This is a genomic window from Alteromonas sp. a30 (genome assembly GCF_026788005.1).
Classification (GTDB): domain Bacteria; phylum Pseudomonadota; class Gammaproteobacteria; order Enterobacterales; family Alteromonadaceae; genus Paraneptunicella.
Genome location: NZ_JABEPE010000009.1, coordinates 172,466 through 192,051, shown reverse-complemented (window position 1 = coordinate 192,051; position 19,586 = coordinate 172,466). Strand labels below are relative to the sequence as shown.

General features: G+C 44.3%; 14 protein-coding genes. 11 read left to right on the top strand and 3 right to left on the bottom strand.

Annotated elements, in window-relative coordinates:
- The first annotated feature begins 208 nt into the window (after nt 1-208).
- Nucleotides 209-685, top strand: a complete 477-nt coding sequence (locus HJG39_RS11010; RefSeq protein WP_268409174.1) for a hotdog fold domain-containing protein — start codon at nt 209-211, stop codon at nt 683-685.
- Nucleotides 686-1,082: 397 nt separating this feature from the next.
- Here the strand turns inward: HJG39_RS11010 and HJG39_RS11005 are convergent, their stop codons facing one another.
- Nucleotides 1,083-2,027 (bottom strand): asparaginase, encoded by a 945-nt coding sequence (locus HJG39_RS11005; RefSeq protein ID WP_268409173.1) that lies wholly within the window; start codon nt 2,025-2,027, stop codon nt 1,083-1,085.
- A 16-nt stretch (nt 2,028-2,043) separates the two neighbouring features.
- Nucleotides 2,044-3,288, bottom strand: coding sequence for an LLM class flavin-dependent oxidoreductase (locus HJG39_RS11000; RefSeq protein ID WP_268409171.1), 1,245 nt, complete (start codon nt 3,286-3,288; stop codon nt 2,044-2,046).
- Nucleotides 3,289-3,442: 154 nt separating this feature from the next.
- Here HJG39_RS11000 and murJ point away from each other — a divergent pair, with 154 nt between their 5' ends.
- On the top strand, nt 3,443-5,011 hold the full coding sequence (gene murJ / locus HJG39_RS10995) for a murein biosynthesis integral membrane protein MurJ (RefSeq protein WP_268409169.1): 1,569 nt from the start codon (nt 3,443-3,445) through the stop codon (nt 5,009-5,011).
- 179 nt (nt 5,012-5,190) lie between these two features.
- Here the strand turns inward: murJ and HJG39_RS10990 are convergent, their stop codons facing one another.
- The gene (locus HJG39_RS10990) at nt 5,191-6,768 is read right to left on the bottom strand and encodes an amidohydrolase family protein (protein ID WP_268409167.1); all 1,578 of its coding nucleotides are present in this window, start codon (nt 6,766-6,768) and stop codon (nt 5,191-5,193) included.
- Nucleotides 6,769-7,340: 572 nt separating this feature from the next.
- On the opposite strand from HJG39_RS10990, the gene ribF reads away from it, so the two are divergent.
- The 9 genes from ribF (at nt 7,341) to HJG39_RS10945 (ending at nt 19,582) form a co-directional block, all read left to right on the top strand.
- On the top strand, nt 7,341-8,315 hold the full coding sequence (gene ribF, locus HJG39_RS10985; protein ID WP_268409166.1) for a bifunctional riboflavin kinase/FAD synthetase: 975 nt from the start codon (nt 7,341-7,343) through the stop codon (nt 8,313-8,315).
- An 18-nt stretch (nt 8,316-8,333) separates the two neighbouring features.
- Complete coding sequence (ileS, locus tag HJG39_RS10980; RefSeq protein ID WP_268409164.1) at nt 8,334-11,162, top strand: isoleucine--tRNA ligase; 2,829 nt, start codon at nt 8,334-8,336, stop codon at nt 11,160-11,162.
- A complete protein-coding gene (gene lspA / locus HJG39_RS10975) occupies nt 11,155-11,655 on the top strand; it encodes a signal peptidase II (RefSeq protein WP_268409162.1) in 501 nt (166 codons plus the stop codon). Before ileS ends, lspA begins: the two co-directional genes overlap by 8 nt.
- Nucleotides 11,652-12,095 (top strand): FKBP-type peptidyl-prolyl cis-trans isomerase, encoded by a 444-nt coding sequence (gene fkpB / locus HJG39_RS10970; RefSeq protein ID WP_268409161.1) that lies wholly within the window; start codon nt 11,652-11,654, stop codon nt 12,093-12,095. The genes lspA and fkpB overlap by 4 nt, the downstream gene beginning before the upstream one ends.
- 12 nt (nt 12,096-12,107) lie before the next feature.
- Nucleotides 12,108-13,052, top strand: coding sequence for a 4-hydroxy-3-methylbut-2-enyl diphosphate reductase (gene ispH, locus HJG39_RS10965; RefSeq protein WP_268409159.1), 945 nt, complete (start codon nt 12,108-12,110; stop codon nt 13,050-13,052).
- Nucleotides 13,053-13,401: 349 nt separating this feature from the next.
- Complete coding sequence (pilV, locus tag HJG39_RS10960) at nt 13,402-14,034, top strand: type IV pilus modification protein PilV (RefSeq protein ID WP_268409158.1); 633 nt, start codon at nt 13,402-13,404, stop codon at nt 14,032-14,034.
- Nucleotides 14,031-14,939: a PilW family protein gene (locus tag HJG39_RS10955; RefSeq protein ID WP_268409156.1), complete on the top strand. Its 909-nt coding sequence runs from the start codon at nt 14,031-14,033 to the stop codon at nt 14,937-14,939. The genes pilV and HJG39_RS10955 overlap by 4 nt, the downstream gene beginning before the upstream one ends.
- Nucleotides 14,936-15,502 (top strand): PilX N-terminal domain-containing pilus assembly protein, encoded by a 567-nt coding sequence (locus HJG39_RS10950; protein WP_268409154.1) that lies wholly within the window; start codon nt 14,936-14,938, stop codon nt 15,500-15,502. Before HJG39_RS10955 ends, HJG39_RS10950 begins: the two co-directional genes overlap by 4 nt.
- A gap of 9 nt (nt 15,503-15,511) precedes the next feature.
- A complete protein-coding gene (locus HJG39_RS10945) occupies nt 15,512-19,582 on the top strand; it encodes a PilC/PilY family type IV pilus protein (protein ID WP_268409152.1) in 4,071 nt (1,356 codons plus the stop codon).
- Nucleotides 19,583-19,586 lie beyond the last annotated feature (4 nt).

The following is a 19,586-nucleotide window of genomic DNA, read 5'->3' as shown; positions in this document are numbered from 1 at the left end:
GTATGACCAAAAGCAATTAGGCTTAGTGGATACATTGGCACGCAACGTCTCTTTTGGTGGTAAGAATACTTTCTAAAACTTGGTAGTATTAGTTACCTTTAATGCAATAGCGTCGGCCTTGGTGTCGGCGCTTTTTTGTTTATAAGGATATTTGATTCCCGCTTAAACCCTGTTAAGCTTTTCTCATCGGACCAGTTGAGATAACACCATGAAAGCTAATAAAACGCTTCGCACCTATAAAACGCTTAAAAAATTTCCATTCGGAGAGAAAATATTCTCTCGTATTATTAGCCGTATTGCGCCATATTTTGGCACGATTTCGCCTTTCATTTCCGAGTTAAGACCAGGACATTGTGAAGTTTTAATTAAGAAGAAAAAGAAAGTGCAAAATCATATTGGTACTGTGCATGTCATTGCGATTGCTAATGGTCTAGAAATGGCGATGGGCGCAATGGCTGAAGCATCGATTCCTGCACATTTGCGTTGGTTGCCTAAAGGCATGACTCTGGATTACACAGCAAAGGCGGGCAGTGATATTCGTTGTGTAGCAGAGGTGGATCAAAATGCGTGGCAACCAGGCGATTTTCCCGTCACAGTAACAGCCTACGATGAAAATGATGTGATTGTGGTGAAAGGTTTTATTAACCTTTGGGTAACGGAAAAGCCACAGAAGCCTAAATCCTAGTTGCTCTCTAATTGGCGCTGATAATTGTAACTGTAGTGTGTTACCAGCCATCCAAGTCATCTAAGCCATTCACAGAAAGTTAAGCGCAGACTCTCAGCCGCAGGGAAGCGGCGTGCAAACGCCGCCTGAGTCACTTTCTCAAAGTCGCTTTCGCATCGTGTTTTTAAAAGATAGCTCGCTCAAGACTTTTCGTCCTGAAAAGTATGCTTTTCGAAAGTGAATCAGCCGCCGTTTTTTTGAGTTTGGTTGCTGGTATAAAAAAATTACCTTTAGAGAATTTGGAGCAGACTCTCAGCCGCAGGGAAGCGTCCATTGAATCTACATGTGCAGCGTACATGGAAGATTCACAGCGAGTTTGCGATTAATTTTCTATAGGTGACTCTTAGACTATTCGCGTTTACTTGGCATTATTCGCCATCGCAAATACTTCACTTAATGCATTATCCAATACCGCTTTTTGCCCTGCTGGTGCCGGTGTTGGTGGCACATCAAAACCAAGCTGACTTAATATTGCTTCGGCAACAAGCCCGGTGGCAGTGGCATCCCAACCATGCGCCATTTTAATCACGATACCTAAACCCTGAGGGTAATCAGCGTGATCGATAGCTAAACCTAACAAGCCATCAGCGCCTTCTTTTGCCAACACTTTCTTATCGCAGGCTTGCATAATTTTGGTATCCAAGCGGCCTTGCCCACCAATTAATTCGGGGAATTGGGTCATGCTTTGCCAAATCCAATCCTTGTCTCTATCTATCACTAGAGCCGAAAAAAGTTGTGCCAATTCCGACAAGGTATGACTGTAGGTTGGTAATCCACAACCATCGAATGCAACCGCTTGTGCTTGCCAATCGTCGCCTAATATTCGCTGAATAGTTTGAGTGAAGGCGTGATGATAAGGATGAGATAGCGATTGATAGTCTTCTTTAGGCCAGTCGTTTATCTCGCAGCCTCGTATAATGCCGGCATGTTTACCGGAACAAGGATGATTCCAAGGACTAGGCGAGGTGATTTCTTCATTGGGCATTAACGGCATAGAGGCTGGCGTATGTAAAAAGCTGTCGTTTGGCGCTTCTAGCATTGAATGTACAATATCAAGTTGATGCGACTCCGCATTGTGCGACGCGAGTGACAGCGCCTTTTGCTCTGGCGTAAGTTGTTTATCCAATGCCTTTGTGAACACTTTCATTTGATAGGGTTTCAGTAGCGAGCGACCGAAGCACAGTACATCGCCTCCTATTTGAAATAGCGCTTTGTCGCCAACATAGGCCATGATTGCGCCGAATTTAATAACTTCTGCAATGCCTTCTCGTTGATACTCCACTAAAGGATGCCAGTTTTGCATTATGGTGGTTTCCTTATTAAGCGGGGGAGGCAGAGGTTAATAACGGAGCAACATCACGCATAAAGGTGGTCATGCTATTTTTAACGTCCTCATTATTATGATTGTTAAAATCAAACCACAGCATGAGTCTGTCATCTGGATGAAAGTTTTCACGCATTAACGCAGCCACTTCTTCCGGGTTGCCTGCAATGGCGTTGTTTACTGCCTCTTGAATTTTGGCATTGTCAATTGTGCCGTCCATTGCCATCCAATAGGTTTTCAAGGCTTTTTCGGCGGCTAGTTTTGCTTGTGCTGATTGTTGTCCTGGTGTTTTGTCTTTATCGCCGTTAACAAATATCAAGGCAGTGCGCGGTAGTAAGTCTCTGCGCCAAGGGCCTCCATCGGGGTGGTACACCTTGCTCATGGCTTCATGGGTTTTTTCAATATGCTCCGAAGGAGTGATAGATAAATTAAATACGCCACACGGTCGAATACTGTTTGCTAGTTTTTGTACGGGCAATTCATGGCTGCCGACGGTTAAGCGTAAAAGATCTTGGCGATAGTCAAAAGGCATTACGCCCACTTTATCGAACTCCCAAAATGGCGCAATGCTGATTTCGCTCGGCACCTCTTGAGTGTGATTAAGTGTTTGGTAAGCTTGTACAATCTGCTGCCAATGTTGTTCTGTGCGGCAGTGCTCTTGAGTAATTACTTTAGGTGTAATATCGCTTGAGGCGATGACTTCGTTATTGAGAGCGCGTAGGAAGATTTCAGTTGCCTCTCTAAAAACTAACCCTTTAATAATTGGCCATGCGGCTTTTTCTACAGGCGTTCTTGGTTTGATCCCGTAAGGGGCGATGGAATAGGGGAAGCGCCCCGCAGCAAAGCCAATTTCCAATAAACGGGACTCGTTTTCATCCAAACCATGCAATGACAAAAACATTTTAATCGCTTCGGCATGGGCGAGTGGGCCGCCGTTACACAGAATATTCATAATGGCAGAGCCAACGTGAATGCGCTTGGTTTGCGAGAACACTTTCTGTGCCAATTGTAGGAGGTTTGCGTTTAGGCCAATTTCACCTTTGAAGTGAGGAATTACCGCGCCGGGATTCGATTTTTGCACTTCTGACGATAAGTGAGACTCCGCTACCCATGCGGTTTCAAAACCGAGTTCATCTGCTAACTTCACTTGATCGAAGAAGTTTTGGAAGAGGGTCTTCTCTGTTGGCAAATAACCGTCAACTTCTGTTTGACAAATCGAAAAGAAAATATCGAATTTCACCTTATCACTCCGAGGGAATTTTTTCTTTGCGAGTGTAATGGTAGCGCCTCTAGCAAACAAGAAACTCAGAAAATATTGCCATGTACTATCCGGTTTACAGGGTAATAGCTTAACGCCATAATATCGGCAACTTTTCCTTAGTAAGAATCCTACATTGTCGAAAAAACTCTTAAAATCAGGGGCTATCGTAAGCGTGATGACCTTGATTTCTCGCGTACTTGGCCTAGTGAGGGACATCGTGGTAGCCAACCTATTAGGCGCGAACGCGGCGGCTGACGTTTTCTTCTTTGCCAATAAAATTCCTAATTTTTTACGTCGATTATTCGTTGAAGGCGCATTTGCTCAAGCTTTTATACCGGTGTTGACTGAAGTTGAAGCTGAAAATAACCCTGAATCTATGCGCCAGTTTTTAGCGAAAGTCTCCGGTACATTAGGGGTTATTGTCACCCTAGTGGCGATAGTGGGCGTTATTGGTTCTCCTGTTTTGGCTGCGATATTCGGTACAGGTTGGTTTTTGGATTACCTAAATGGAGGAGATGGAGCCAGTAAATATGTACTTGCCAGCACCATGCTGAAAATCACCTTTCCTTATATTTTCTTTATTACCCTCGTGGGTTTATCCGGCGCAATTCTAAACACTTTAAACCGCTTTGCGGTTGCTGCGTTTACACCGGTTTTGTTAAATATCATCATTATTTTGTGTGCTTTGATTCTCCATGAACGCTTTTCGGAACCCGCTTACGCACTAGCGTGGGGGGTGTTTTTGGGGGGATTAACACAGTTACTATTTCAAATACCATTTTTGCTGCGAGCTGGCGTATTAGTGCGCCCGCAATGGGGGTGGCACGACCCTAAAGTGAGCAAAGTCCGAAAGCTTATGATACCTGCGTTATTCGGTGTGTCGGTGAGCCAGATTAATTTGTTGCTGGATACCCTAATTGCTAGCTTTTTAGTGACAGGATCGATTAGTTGGTTGTACTACTCCGATAGGCTTTTAGAGTTTCCGCTTGGTCTGTTTGGCATTGCTATCGCCACCGTTATTTTACCGACGTTATCTCGAGATTTTGTTAGCGCCAAAGCAGGGCAATTTGCTGCCAATATGGATTGGGCTGTAAGAATGGTTAGCGTGTTGGGGATCCCTGCGGCAGGGGGATTGATTTTGTTGGCTGAACCAATTTTGTTAGTGCTTTTTCAGCGAGGAGAGTTCACCGCTGAAACCGCGTATATGGCTTCATTAAGTTTGATGGCTTATGCCTGCGGTTTGCTGAGCTTCATGTTAGTGAAAGTGCTTGCGCCGGGGTTTTATTCACGCCAAGACACCAAAACCCCAGTGAAATATGGCATTTGGACCATGGCGGCAAATATGGTGTTCAATCTGGTTTTGGCAGTGCCTTTTGGTTACATCGGTTTAGCGGCAGCTACGGCACTTTCTGGCACATTAAATGCGTTTTTGTTGTATCAAAACTTGCATCGAAATGGCGTTTTCAAAATGCGTTCGGCAACACTCATTTTCCTGTTAAGAGTGCTGCTTGGCACTTTGGCGATGGTGGCGGTTATTTTATGGTTGAATGAAAGCCGAGAGGTCTGGGCGGCGTTTACGTTAGCCGAACAATCGTTGTTATTAGTGAAGTTGATTAGCGCGGGCGTTACTACGTTTGCAATTGTGCTGTTGCTTCTGGGCATGAGACCGCGACATTTTGCCGTGATGAGTGTGGATGCATAATAGCGCTTAAACACCTAGGGCTAAATTGAAGTAGACCCTCAGCCGTCGGGGAGAGAGTTGCTCCCCTATGATTAATTAAAGCCGACTCGGCGATCCATCCGTGGAGCCTCCGCAGCCGCGTCCCAGCGGCTGAGGAACTGCTTTTAATTATTCATCGGAGATCAACTTGTGTCGTTTGGTTAATTGCTAACAGCCTTGGCTTCTTGCTTTGCCGCCGACACCATGTCGCGCACATCCTTCAATAACGCTTTGGCATCAAACAAAATGCCATCCTTCATGGTGTACTTCACGCCTCCAACGCGCACAGGCTCATTGTTATCGTTCAAACGATAATGCCCAGTGCCATACAGTACCTTGAAATTGCGTAGCGGGTTTTCCTGCAAAATCACCAAATCCGCTTTTTTACCGGGAATGATAGAACCGATATCATCTTGCATACCCAAAGCTTCCGCGCCATTTAAGGTTGCTGCTTGAATCACCTCAAGCGCATTAAAACCGGCTTCGCGTAAAAGCTCTAATTCACGGATATAACCGAATCCATAAATTTTATAAATGTAACCCGCGTCAGAGCCAGTAGTGATTCTGCCGCCATGGTTTTTATAATCGTTGAGAAAGGTCATCCAACGCTGGAAGTTTTGCTTCCATTGAATTTCGTTGTCGGTGGTCCAGTCGAACCAATACGAGCCATGAGCGTAACGACTCGGTGTGAAGAAATCCCACAATACTGGCAAAGTGTAGTCTTGGTGCCAATCAGCATTGCGTTCACGCATCAAATCACGGCTGGCTTCGTAAATGGTCATGGTTGGGTTGATGGTGAAATCTAAATTGATTAATTCATCGCGGACCTGATTCCATTTTTCGCTGTTTGGTTTCGCGGCTTGCATCCACAGTTTTCCTGCTTCGGCAAAGCGGTCTTGCTCATTGTTATAGTTGTATTCAGGTGGGTAGTTTTGAATTTTCTGATTCTCAAACAATGCTTCGGGCAGACCATACCAGTGTTCCATGGTGGTCAGTCCCATGCGTGCTGAATCAATCACGTTGGTCTTTACCACGTTAAGCTGTGCATGATGCATTGCGGTGCCTAAACCTTGTTTTTGCGCTTCATCTAAGGCTGCTTTCATGATTTTGGGTGTTGCGCCAAACATTTTTACGCCAGCAAACCCTTGTTTTTTCACCCAATGCATCCATTCTCGCGCTTGTTCAGCCGTGTAAATAGGCTTGTCGGCACCCATACCAAAACCCAAGTAGGGAATAATTCGAGGAGCCGTTATTTCGTTTTTCGCTGCACGTTTCACCTGTTGCATGGTCCAATCCACTCCACCAAACGAACCGGGCTCACGAACAGTAGTAATACCGTGGGCCAACCACAGCTTAAATACGTATTCGGCAGGAATATCGTTGGCGGATGCGCCAATGTGACCGTGCATGTCGATAAACCCAGGAAGGATATAGTGACCGGTAACATCAATTTCTTTGTCGTTTTTGCCTGCTTTGGGTCGGCCTGATGGTTTAATCGGGACTCCGGGATGTCCCACGCTACGAATATCAACAATGCGGTCGTTCTCGATGATAATATCAACAGGTCCTTGAGGTGGGGCGCCTTCGCCACTCACGATTGTGCCTCCTCGCAGAATAATGCGCTCATAAGGGCCTTCACCTTGATGTCTATCAGGTGCTTGCGGCCCCGGCGTTCCTGCATAGGCTAGTGGTAACAGGCCTAAGCAAAAACAGAATGCGAGTAAATGTTTTATGCTCATAGTTGTTCTCGTTTGTGTGCATTTGGAATAGGGTTTTTATCGTTATCTTATCTGTTGGTATGGCCCTGAAAAATGTCTTTCATGGCTAACTTCCAACGAAGATTAAACCTTATTTTGTATTAAGGCTGCATCTTTAAATTGTAAACAAAGTGAGAAAATACCGATATTCGGCACGTAAATTAAACAGCATATGTACGCAACCAGTTGGTAGATACGGAGACAAACAGAAGGGATAATCTGCATACCTGTTCCAAATTATCAGTCATTTGCAGGAATTCAGAGCTATCCAATAGCCGCAGGGAAGCGGCTTGGAGCTTACATGGAAGTATCCACGGCGAGTTTGCAATAACTCTCCAAGGGGTGACTGGCAATTAACACCGTTATTTAAGAATTCATCGTTGTTAAGCGGGTGGTTGGTGCGCTTATTTTAACCCCTATTTAAATAAGTTGGATAAGATCGATAGGAATTTGAATTGTAGGCTGTAACTATGGCGCAGGTTAGTTATAATCCGAGCGCTTTTACTCGGTAAATTTAAACATTTTTCTGTATTTAACGCTTAATGAGGTCCCATTTGGAGCTGGTTCGAGGATTACACAATTTGAATCGTCATCACTACGAATGTGTGCTGACTATTGGAAAATTTGATGGTATTCACCTTGGACACCAAGCAGTGCTTAAGCAGGTTATTCAGAAGGCAAGAGCATTAAATGTGCCTGCCACCGTAATGGTTTTTGAACCACAGCCCGAAGAATTTTTTGCACCCAGCAAAGCACCTGCTAGGCTCACCCGGCTACGTGAAAAGTACACGTTGCTTCGAGAGTTAGGTGTCGACCGTTTAATTTGTGTGAAGTTTGATAAAAAATTTTCCAGCCAGAGTGCCGAATATTTTGTTGAGCATCTTTTGGTTAACAAGCTCGGTGTAAAGTACCTAGTCGTGGGCGACGATTTTCGCTTTGGTAAAGGCCGAGTTGGTGACTTCGCGATGCTGAAACAAGCGGGTGAGCAATTTGGTTTTGACGTGGTCGATACCAAAAGTTTGCAATTTGAAGATGCTCGGGTGAGTTCTTCAGTTGTCCGAGAGGCGTTACAACAAGCCGACTTTGCTAGAGTGAAGGCATATTTAGGGCGGCCCTATAGTATCAGCGGAAAGGTAATCCATGGCCAAAAGCTGGGCCGGAGCATTGGATTTCCTACAGCAAATATACCGCTATTGCGATGTACTGTGCCTGTTTCTGGCGTGTTTGCCGTAGTGGTAAAAATGCTAAGCACTCGGGTCACAAAAGATGATGCAGATTCAGACGAACGTACATTTTTGGGTGTTGCCAATGTAGGAAAACGACCTACAGTAAATGGAGACAAACCCCAGTTAGAGGTGCATATTTTCGACTTGGAGGCAGATCTATACGGCAAGAACTTGATGGTCGAATTGCACCATAAAATACGGGATGAGAAGAAATTCGACTCCTTTAATATGCTTAAAGAGCAAATTATTTTAGACGCCGAAACCGCAAAAAAGTGGTTATCGCAGCATTACATTGATATTTAGTTTTGGATTCGAGGATAAATGAGCGATTACAAACACACCTTAAACTTACCGGAAACTGAGTTTCCAATGCGAGGCAACTTGGCTCAACGTGAGCCAGCAATGCTGAAACAATGGACAGAGAAAGGTTTGTACAAAAAAATTCGCGCTGCAAAACAAGGCAATAAGCCTTTTATTTTGCATGACGGCCCTCCTTATGCGAACGGCGTGATCCACATTGGTCACTCCGTAAATAAGATCCTCAAAGATATTATTATTAAATCCAAAACGCTTTCTAATTTTGATTCTCCTTATGTTCCAGGGTGGGATTGCCACGGCTTGCCAATCGAGTTAATGGTCGAGAAAAAAGTCGGTAAGCCCGGTAATAAAGTGTCTGCTGCGGAATTCCGTCAGCGATGCCGAGAGTACGCTGAAAAGCAAATTCAATTACAAATGGACGATTTCGTTCGTCTGGGTGTGTTGGGCGCTTGGGATAATCCCTACAAAACGATGGATTTTAAATCTGAGGCAGACATCATTCGTTACCTTGGTAAAATCGTTGATTCCGGTCATATGGAAAAAGGCTTTAAGCCTGTTCACTGGTGTACAGATTGCGGCTCGGCACTAGCAGAAGCCGAGGTTGAATATAAAGATAAAACCTCCCCAGCTATCGATGTTGCATTCCCAGTTGTTAACGAAGCCGAATTCTTAAGCAAGTTTCACCACCCTGAAGGCCATGATGGTGAAGGGCAAATTGCCGTTGCCATTTGGACAACAACCCCTTGGACGTTACCTGCAAACCGCGCTGTGAGTGTTAACCCTCGTTTAGAGTACGTGCTGGTTCAGGTGGAAGATGAAGGTAATAAACATCGGTTAGTTGTTGCTACAGACTTAATGAAAGACTGTATGGATCGTTTCGGCATTGAGCGTTATCACGCCCTTGGTCATGCCTCTGGCGCCGATATTGAAAATTTGCGTATTAAACATCCGTTTTACGATTTTGATGTGCCTATTATTTTGGGTGATCACGTCACTACTGACTCAGGTACGGGGTGTGTACACACGGCTCCGGGTCATGGTGTAGACGACTTCAATGTAGGTAAACACTACAACCTAGAGGTCGCTAACCCAGTGGGTGATAACGGTGTTTACGTTGAAGGAACAGAGTATTTTGCGGGACAGCATGTGTTCAAAGCGAACACAAATATTGTTGAACTGCTAAAAGAAAAAGGCACTTTACTGCATCACCATGCATACGAGCATAGTTATCCGCACTGTTGGCGTCATAAAACGCCGATTATTTTCCGTGCTACCCCACAATGGTTCATTAGCATGGACAAAAACGGATTGCGCAAACAGTCGCTCGAAGCTATCAAAGAAACGAAGTGGATTCCAGATTGGGGCCAAGGTCGCATTGAAAGCATGGTTGAAGGTCGCCCTGATTGGTGTATTTCTCGTCAGCGTACATGGGGTGTTCCTATCGCCCTTTTCGTGCATCAAACCACAGGGGACTTACACCCGAATACGGCCGAGCTTATTGAGAAAGTAGCGCTTCGTGTTGAAGAAAAAGGTATTGATGCGTGGTGGGAGATTGAGACAGAAGAGCTCATTGGTGACGACGCAAAAGACTATCGTAAGGTCACTGATACCCTTGATGTATGGTTCGATTCTGGCGTGACGCACTACTTCGTTGTTGACCGACGTGATGATATTCCTGCCTCTGCTGACTTGTATCTAGAAGGTTCCGATCAGCATCGTGGTTGGTTTATGTCGTCTTTAATGAGCTCTATAGCCGGAAAAGGGGTTGCACCTTATAAGGAAGTGCTTACTCACGGTTTTACCGTTGATGCTCAAGGGCGTAAGATGTCAAAGTCCTTAGGAAATACAATTTCCCCTCAGGATGTTGTAAACAAATTAGGCGCTGATATTTTACGTTTATGGGTGGCATCGACTGACTATAGTGGCGAAATTGCCGTCTCCGATGAAATTCTTAAACGTGCCGCAGATACTTATCGCCGTGTGCGTAATACCTCTCGCTTCCTGCTTGCCAATTTGAATGGCTTCAACCCGGAAACTGATTTATTGCAAGACGATGCCTTAGTATCGTTGGATAAGTGGGTTGTACAGCGCGCGAAGGCGGTGCAAGCAGAAATTATTGCAGCATATGAAGAGTATGATTTGATTCAGGTGACGCAAAAGTTGATGCATTTCTGCTCCATTGAATTGGGTAGCTTTTACCTTGATGTGGTCAAAGATCGTCAATATACCGCTAAGTCCGATAGCCACGCGCGTCGTTCTTGCCAAACCGCTTTGTATCATATTGCTGAGGCTTTGGTTCGCTGGATGGCGCCAATTACCAGTTTCACTGCTCAAGAAATTTGGGAAGCGATGCCGGGTGAGCGCGAAGAGTTCGTGTTTACCGGTGAGTGGTATCATGGCTTTGATAGCATTGTCGCCGACACGGAACTTGACAATGCCTTCTGGCAGCAAATTTTAGCGGTAAAAACAGAAGTAAACCGAGCGTTAGAACAAGCACGTAAAGAGAAAACGATTGGGGGTTCATTGGAAGCCAGCGTTACTCTTTATGCCGCTGAATCGCTAAAACACAACCTTGATAAGCTGGAAGATGAGTTGCGATTTGTTTTGTTGACGTCGTTGGCCAATGTTGAACCAATCAATACGGCACCAGAAGACGCGATTAAAACAGAAATCGATGGCTTGGTGTTGGGCTTATCTAAAGCACCAGGCACTAAGTGCGAACGTTGTTGGCATCATCGTGAAGATGTTGGCGCGAATGAAAAGCACGCTGATCTCTGTTTACGCTGTGTAGACAACGTTGAAGGCGAAGGTGAGACGCGTCGTTATGCTTAATGCAGCAAGGCAAACGGGGTTACGGTGGCTTTGGTTAGCCGTCGTTGCCTTTGGTTTAGATCAGTTCACTAAGCAACTGGTTCTGAAAAATATGGCCTTGTACGATTCGATTCAAATTGTGCCATTTTTTAATTTTACTTATGTACAAAATCACGGCGCTGCCTTTAGCTTCTTGAGTGATGCTGGAGGGTGGCAACGTTGGCTGTTCACAGGTATTGCGCTGTTTGTCAGCGCACTTATTTTATGGTGGCTCAAGCAGACTAAGCGCGATCAAGTGTTACTGCCCATAGCCTTTTCTCTTATTTTAGGTGGCGCGTTAGGTAATCTATTCGATCGACTTGTGTATGGTTACGTTGTTGATTTTTTAGATGTGTATTACCAAACATGGCACTGGCCCGCATTCAATATAGCCGATTGCTCCATCTTTTTAGGGGCAGTAGGTTTATTGGTTGATGCGTTTAGAAACCCTGACCCAATTAAAGAAGACTTATGACAGACAAAGCGGTAATCGGAAACAGTAGCGAAGTGGTTTTACATTTCGATTTAAAACTTGAAGATGGTTCAGCAGCCGATAGCACTCGTGTTCACAATAAACCTGCGAAACTGACTATCGGAGATGGCAGCTTAACGCCTAGTTTTGAAGCTTGTTTACTGGGCTTGTGTGTCGGCGATAAAAAGTCTTTTACTTTGCCTCCAGAAGACGCGTTTGGCATGCCAAACCCCGACAATATTCACCACATGGATAGAACCAAATTTAGTGCGGATTCGCCAGCGGAGCCAGGCATGATCATCGCGTTTGCTCAGCCAGGTGGTGGGGAAATTCCCGGTATTGTTCGAGAAGTGGTTGGCGATTCCGTAACAGTCGATTTTAATCACCCATTGGCGGGTCAAACTGTTGTGTTTGATGTTGAAATTCTTGAAGTGAAGTCATAGGTGGAGAAGAAGATGCAAATCAATCTTGCCAATCCTAGAGGTTTTTGTGCTGGTGTTGATAGAGCTATCACGATTGTTGAAAAAGCATTAGAGCTGTTTTCTGCACCTATTTATGTGCGTCATGAAGTGGTTCACAACAAATTTGTGGTGAATAGCTTAAGAGAGCGCGGCGCCGTTTTCGTTGATGAACTTCATGAAGTGCCGGACAACAATATTGTGATTTTCTCTGCCCACGGTGTTTCTCAGCAAGTACGTCAGGAAGCAACTGACCGTGGATTGCGGGTATTCGATGCCACTTGCCCACTCGTGACCAAAGTACACATGGAAGTAAGCCGTGCCAGCAAACAGGCCGTTGAATGTATTTTGATTGGTCATGCGGGTCATCCTGAGGTTGAAGGTACAATGGGGCAGTATGACAATGAAAATGGGGGAATTTACCTTGTTGAGTCCGTTGATGATGTGGCTCAGTTGCAGGTTAAAAACCCAGAAACATTGTATTACTGTAGCCAAACAACATTATCTGTAGATGATACCGCCGACATTATTGATGCGCTGCGTGAAAAGTTCCCGAAAATTGACGGTCCTAGAAAAGATGATATTTGCTATGCAACGCAAAATCGTCAAGATGCCGTGAGAACTCTAGCAACGAGCTGTGATTTGCTGTTAGTTGTCGGGGCTAAAAATAGCTCTAATTCTAATCGGCTCAAAGAATTGGCAGAGAAAATAGGTGCAAAAGCTTATTTGATTGATGACTGCCATGCTATCCAAGAGTCTTGGCTGACCGGTGTTGAGCAAGTTGGTGTCACGGCGGGCGCTTCTGCTCCAGAAGTGTTAGTGAAAGGCGTCATCGATCGCTTACTTGCTTTAGGAGCCTCAGGAGTTGTTGAAACACAGGGAAGAGAAGAAAATATCGAGTTTGCGATACCCAAAGAGCTGCGGATAAAGCAAATTTCTTGATAAACAAAGAGTCCGAGCGGCTCTTTTTTGTTTGAGTGTGGTCGGGTGTTGCCCATTTTCCAGCGTCGTTTTCTGCTTTCCCACCTATTTCGTATTCCTAGTAATAACTAAGTATTTTTAAAATCTCTAACTTCTTCTTATTTTTATTTTTTTAACTATTTGAATATTAAAGAGTAAATGTGTTTTTGTGAGCCAGTTCTCACTCTTTCCTCGTCATTAAACCAATCTGTTTGCTGCTATTTTTATTTGAAAACAATACGTAATTTCATCGAAGGATAACCAAATTTAATGGTTTTCCCCTAAGGTGTAGTTATGAGAAAGGGGATTTAACCCGTAAACAGGTTTCTAAATGGCACAAAGGCAATCGATACAATCAATAAAAATCACCTATGGCGTCGGCATGATTGAAGTGTTGGTGACATTAGTGATTTTATCTATTGGGTTGTTGGGGGTCGCTTCTTTGCAATTTATCAGCACATTATCAAATTCAGATGCTCTACATCGTTCCCAAGCCGTAATGATTTCTCAGCAATTGAGTGAGAGGTTACGTGCTAATGCAGCATTATCGGCATCTGGGCGAGGGTTGGTTGTGGATAACAGTTATTTCGATGTTAGTTTATATAATTTCAATAACGTCACTTGTGCGGGGAATATTCCAAATTTCAAATGCCACTGTTTAGCTCACCCTGCGGGCATTCCTAATTGCCGCAATAATACCTGTACTCCAGCCCAATTTGCCGTATTTGATGCTTATGAAATGAGTTGCTCTGCTGCTTCAGTCAGCTCGAGCTTAGAAATAGCACTAACGTGTAATGACAATAATGTACTTGATGCTGATGTGTGCAGCGCGGGGTCGAGGCATCGTATCGCGCTTAAATGGCCTGTGGAGAATTGGCAAAATATTGAGAGGCAATTAAACCCAGATTGTAATGTAGGCGAAGACGAACCTCATGATTGTGTGATTTTGGATGTTATTTTATGAAGTGCCATAACATTCGAAACACAAGCCCACCGGTTCCTCAATCCCGGCATAGTAAGCAGCAGGGACTGACATTAGTTGAGTTGATGATCGCTTTAGCTATGGGATTGCTAATTGCGGGGGGCGTGGTGCAGCTATTGATTAGTAGCCAAGTGACTGAACGCTTGAATTCTGCCATTGCCTCAGCGCAAGAAGGGGGACGATTTATCATTCATCGCCTGCGTACAGATTTATTAATGGTTGGTCGCTACGATGCTTTGTCTCCGAACTTAGAGCGCTCAGTTGATATCGTCGATGAAGCCTCTTTTGTGCAAAATAGACCGATTATTTTGCCGGGAGACTTCGCGGGAAATGCAACATTAGGGTCAACACAAGGAGGGGCGGGCGGCAACGATAATTTAGTTGTTGGTTTGCAGGCTCGCACAGATTGTCGAGGATACAAATTAGGTTATTTAGACAACGAGGAGTTTTTTGTTGTTAACCAGTATTACTTAGAAGATGGCAGTTTAAAGTGCAGAGGATTTGATGGTCGTGTGTTAAGAGGACTAAAAGCGGCCGAAGGCAACAACGGTGATGCCGGATTCACCTTGTTAGATGATGTACAAAGTTTTCAGGTTTTGTATGGCGTAAGCGCAGTTACGAGTCGTGGAGATAATACTGGCAGACCCGTTAATTATGTAACGGCTGACAGGATTGCAGATATAAGGGCGCAAGGTGGGCAAGTTGTGGCTATTCGCATCGCCATTTTGTTAGCAGGAGATGGGGAGGCGCATATTGATCCTAAGCCCTCTTTCAAATTACTCAATGAAGACATGATAACGGTTCCAGATAACCGTCTTTATAAAGTATTTGAAACAACCGTAACCTTGCGTAATACAAAGAATTTTACGAGGTCCAGAAGAACATGAAGCAGCAAGGTTTAGTGATGGTATTTTCATTATTAGTGTTATTAAGTCTGACTATTCTTGGCGTGTCTTCTGTTACCAGCGGTTTGTTTCAGAGCAAAATGGCCAGTAGTTTAGAAAATCGCACTATCGCTTTTGATGCAGCGGAAGCTGCGGTATCTGGGGTTGTCTTTGAGTCGGAAGATCCTGCTGTATTGACGGATCCCGCGTTAACAGACCCACTTTCAGAAGCCCGTCAACAAAACGCAATCGATTTAGCTAATCAAGATTTAAGTTGCTTCGACAACATAAATTGGACAGATCGAAGCATGACTCAGGCAGGATTGACCTCAGGAGTGAGGCAGGTGGTAGCAGGTGCGTATAACACGAACCCGTCAACGGCAAGCTGGTCGAAGACCGCATTCGTCCGTGAGCAAGCTTGTTTGGGATCAAGTAATGTTATTTCAGGAAGCAGCATAAATTGCCATGTATTTTTAGTGCGTGGATGTGGTCAGCTAGCAAACGCAGGGTATGCGGTCGCCAATACATTGACGACCTCAGTGTTCGCGCCAGCGTCGGGGAATTAGGAGATGAACATGCATAGCACAAAAGCTTGGTCTTCTTTTTTCGTTAGTGCTTGTTTGTTTGTTTGCATCGTACTGAGCGCTTGGGCTGATGATTTGGAGATATATTTGGGGGTTGGAGGACAACAAGTCACTTACAACCCTAATGTGCTGTTTATTATGGATACCTCGGGCAGTATGACCAACAAGGACGGTGGTACTGAATCAAGAATGCTAAGGGTGCAAAATGCCTTAAAAGAAGCGCTGTCATCCTCTTCAAATATTAACGCTGGCCTGATGCGTTTCTCAGATTATGGTGGACCGATTATATATCCTGTCAGAGAAATAGATGATGCTGTAGAGCCGGAATTGATAATCGGTATTAGTTCGACGAGTGATGATGCATATGAATTAGGAGGAAGTGTTAATCTCAATTCAAATAGTGTCGTCATTTCTCAGGGGTTGTCCGACGTCACTTCTGGCTTCCGTTTTCAAAACGTAAATATTCCTCAAGGTGCGAACATCGTGTCAGCATCGTTGAAGTTTATTTCTGCGAATCAAAATATCGCCGATACCGCGATTAATATCAGTGGCGAGCTGACACCTAACGCAGCTGCTTTTGCCGAAACCGCTCTCGACTTATCATCAAGAACTAAGACAACGAATACGGTCACATGGGATACCAATAATGGGTTTCCCTCTGAAAATGAAGAAGTGGCGTCACCGGATATCGCCTCTATTTTACAAGAAATTGTTGATCAACCGGATTGGTGTGGTGGTAACGCCGCTAACTTCTTGTTAAATGCCGTCAGTAATGATGTGGCGAGTGCTCGATTAGCAAAAGCAGCAGATGCTGGAGAGGGAAGTGTCGCTCAACTGGTAGTGGAATATGATCACCTAAGCGCAACAGGATGTGTTCAGGGCGAACTTTCCTATCAGGTTTCATCTCAGAACAATAATGCGGAGGAACCATCAAATGGGTATCAGTCAACTGGCAGTGAACTGACATTTTCTAACAATTATAATCGGTTTATTGGATTGCGTTTTGAAAGCGTTGCGGTGCCACAAAATGCAGAAATAACCGATGCCTATTTGGAGTTTACCGCTTATCAAAAAAGAACAGGCAGTGGTGCTTCATTCGTTATCAGCGCTTCTGCGGAAGGCGATGTAGATGATTTTTCATCTTATCCAAGATATTTACTTAGAGATAAAGCCAAAACCAGTTCTGTTACTTGGAACAATATTCCAAGTTGGTACAAGAACAGTGTTTATCGTACTCCGTCAATAGCAAGCGTCGTTCAAGATGTTGTTAATCGAGGTGACTGGCAAGTCAATAATGACATGATGTTTATCATCTCCTCCATTACAGGAAATCGAGGAGCTTACTCCTATCGGGGTAAGCCTTCTGGCGCCCCAAGGTTAGTCGTCAAATACAAAGGGAAAGCGACGCCAAATTCTGTCGCAACGGTACGTTCCCATTTGATAAATAAAGTCGATGAACTAAGAGCCAGTGGCTATACGCCTATTGTGGACACGTTATACGAAGCTGCCTCGTATTACGGTGGGCGAGCCGTATACTACGGACGTACCAGAGGTAATTCGAATGTGAACAGTACCGTGCGCCGTAATACTCGGGTCAGTCATCGTTTGAGTTATACCGGTTCAGATTCAGTCTTGCCAAGCGGATGTTCAGAAGACAACCTTAACGACGCCGATTGTATTAACCAATACATTCCATCTGGCGCAACCTATCAATCACCGGTGACTGATTTGCAGTGCCAAACTAATAATCACATTGTGCTGCTATCTGATGGCGAAGCGAATAACAATCACAGTGTGGATGAAATTGAAGCATTGTTGGGGCAGAGTTGTACTGGAAGTGGTGGTGAAAAATGTGGTCTAGATTTAGTTCGTAATATTGCCGACTCGGAAGTATCGGCAATTGATACTAGAGTCACGACTCATACCATTGGTTTTGCCGCAAACGCCACAGCGAACAATTTTCTAAATCAAATTGCCTTACAAAGTGGAGGCGGCTTTTACACTGCTGATAACAGTGATGATTTGGTGACTGCATTCCAAACGATTCTCAGAAATGTAAAAGACGTTAATGCAACCTTTGTTTCGCCGGGCGTTGCCGTTAACCAATTGAATCGCCTAACTCATAAAGACGAACTTTATTTTGCTTTGTTTAAGCCCGCAGAAGGTACTCGTTGGCCCGGGAATTTAAAAAAATATCGTTTAGATAGCGATGTGATTCGAGATCGAAATGGTGTATTGGCTGTCAACAATAATACCGGCTTCTTCGACGAAAACGCGCATAGTTATTGGTCTACACTTGCGGATGGTAATGATGTGCGACAAGGCGGTGCTGCGAGTAATTTAGACTTAGTTCGTGATGTCTATTTCTTTAATGCTCCGGGCAATATTGCTATTTCTTCTAATCGATTGTCAGAAAACAATATAACTATTACTACTACTGACTTAGCCATTGATTCTGAACCGAACCCTAATGATACCAGAAATGCCGTCTTAAAATGGGCTAGAGGGGTTGATGTTCTTGATGATGATGGAGATGGGGATACAACCGATACTCGCTTACAGCTTGGCGATCCCATCCATTCTCAGCCCGTCATTGTAAACTACTCCGATACAGAGAGTGCGGTGTTTGTTGCTACCAATCACGGGTTCTTACACTCCTTCGACCCTAACAGTGGAGAAGAAAACTTTGCTGTTATTCCAAAGGAGTTGCTATCGAATCTGCACGACATTTATCTCGACAACTCGAGTTTTACGCATATATATGGGTTAGATGGTGACATGGTGCTTAGAGATAGAGGCGCGAAGAAATATCTATACTTGGGTATGCGCAGAGGTGGGAATAACTATTATGCCTTTGATGTTAGTTCAAAGTCTGCACCAAAACTCGTATTCCGAATTCAAGGAGGAAGTCCCGGGTTTGAGAAACTGGGGCAAACTTGGTCTAGACCTACCATAACTAAAATAAAAGTAGGTAGTTCAGTGCGTGAAGTGTTGATCTTCGGGGGCGGTTATGATGAATCTCAAGATAGTAAAGCGTTACGCTCTCCCGATGTGGTTGGCAATGCTGTTTATATTGTTGATGCAGATACTGGACAGCTCATATGGCGGGCGAGTAACGATGGCGCTGATTTGAATTTGCCTGAAATGCTTTACAGTATTCCCGCGCGAATTTCCGCCATCGATAGAGACACCGACGGATTAGCCGATCATCTTTATGTTGCTGATACAGGGGGGCAGTTATTTCGTCTCGATATTAAAAATGGGGAACCTCTTTCTGATTTGATTTCAGGTGGCGTGCTAGCGTCTTTTTCAAACGATGGAACCGAAGCTGATAATCGGCGTTTTTATTATGCCCCTGATGTGTCCGAAATTAGCTTGGCTGATGAACATTATTATGCAGTCGCAATTGGCAGTGGCTATCGTGCACATCCGCTGAATACAGTGATTCAAGATCAGTTGTATATGATAAAAGACAAGGGGGTTTTTGAAATTGATGTGGATGGGAATTATACCCTGCCTGTTACACCCTATACTCAATCTGAACTCTACGATGCAACTGATCATCTATTAACGTCACAAGATCAAGAACAGCAAGAACTTGAAGTGAATGCTTTTGTTGATAAAGAAGGCTGGTTTATTCGGTTAGGAAGTGGTGGCGAAAAAGTATTAGCGTCACCGCTTATTTTGAATTATCGATTATTCTTTACTACCTATTTACCCGCTACAGCGAGCCTATCGCAATGTGCTCCACCAACAGGTAATAGTCGTGCTTATCTCGTCGAGCTAGTGAATGGTAATGCTGTAACCGACTTAAACCGCAACAATACCAAAGAGCATCAAGACCGATTCGCGGACCTGAAACAAACTGGTATTGCGCCAGAAACAAAAATCTTAATTGAAGACTTATTAAAACCTGTCGTATGTTTGGGAACTGAGTGTACGGAAATTGTAGATGATGGTGATGAATGCAATAGCGAGTTCGAATGTCTGGCAGAAAACTTATATGGTCGATTTGAACGTCTACAACGAAATAGTTGGCAGACCGAAAATGAACGTCAGTAGACAA

Bases quoted from the DNA above. Each gene is read 5' to 3' on its own strand.
- HJG39_RS11005 (WP_268409173.1), bottom strand. From the start codon at position 2,027: ATGCAAAACTGGCATCCTTTAGTGGAGTATCAACGAGAAGGCATTGCA.
- ispH (WP_268409159.1), top strand. From the start codon at position 12,108: ATGCAAATCAATCTTGCCAATCCTAGAGGTTTTTGTGCTGGTGTTGAT.
- HJG39_RS10945 (WP_268409152.1), top strand. From the start codon at position 15,512: ATGCATAGCACAAAAGCTTGGTCTTCTTTTTTCGTTAGTGCTTGTTTG.
- HJG39_RS10955 (WP_268409156.1), top strand. From the start codon at position 14,031: ATGAAGTGCCATAACATTCGAAACACAAGCCCACCGGTTCCTCAATCC.
- lspA (WP_268409162.1), top strand. From the start codon at position 11,155: ATGCTTAATGCAGCAAGGCAAACGGGGTTACGGTGGCTTTGGTTAGCC.
- ileS (WP_268409164.1), top strand. From the start codon at position 8,334: ATGAGCGATTACAAACACACCTTAAACTTACCGGAAACTGAGTTTCCA.
- HJG39_RS11010 (WP_268409174.1), top strand. From the start codon at position 209: ATGAAAGCTAATAAAACGCTTCGCACCTATAAAACGCTTAAAAAATTT.
- HJG39_RS10990 (WP_268409167.1), bottom strand. From the start codon at position 6,768: ATGAGCATAAAACATTTACTCGCATTCTGTTTTTGCTTAGGCCTGTTA.
- HJG39_RS10950 (WP_268409154.1), top strand. From the start codon at position 14,936: ATGAAGCAGCAAGGTTTAGTGATGGTATTTTCATTATTAGTGTTATTA.
- pilV (WP_268409158.1), top strand. From the start codon at position 13,402: ATGGCACAAAGGCAATCGATACAATCAATAAAAATCACCTATGGCGTC.
- fkpB (WP_268409161.1), top strand. From the start codon at position 11,652: ATGACAGACAAAGCGGTAATCGGAAACAGTAGCGAAGTGGTTTTACAT.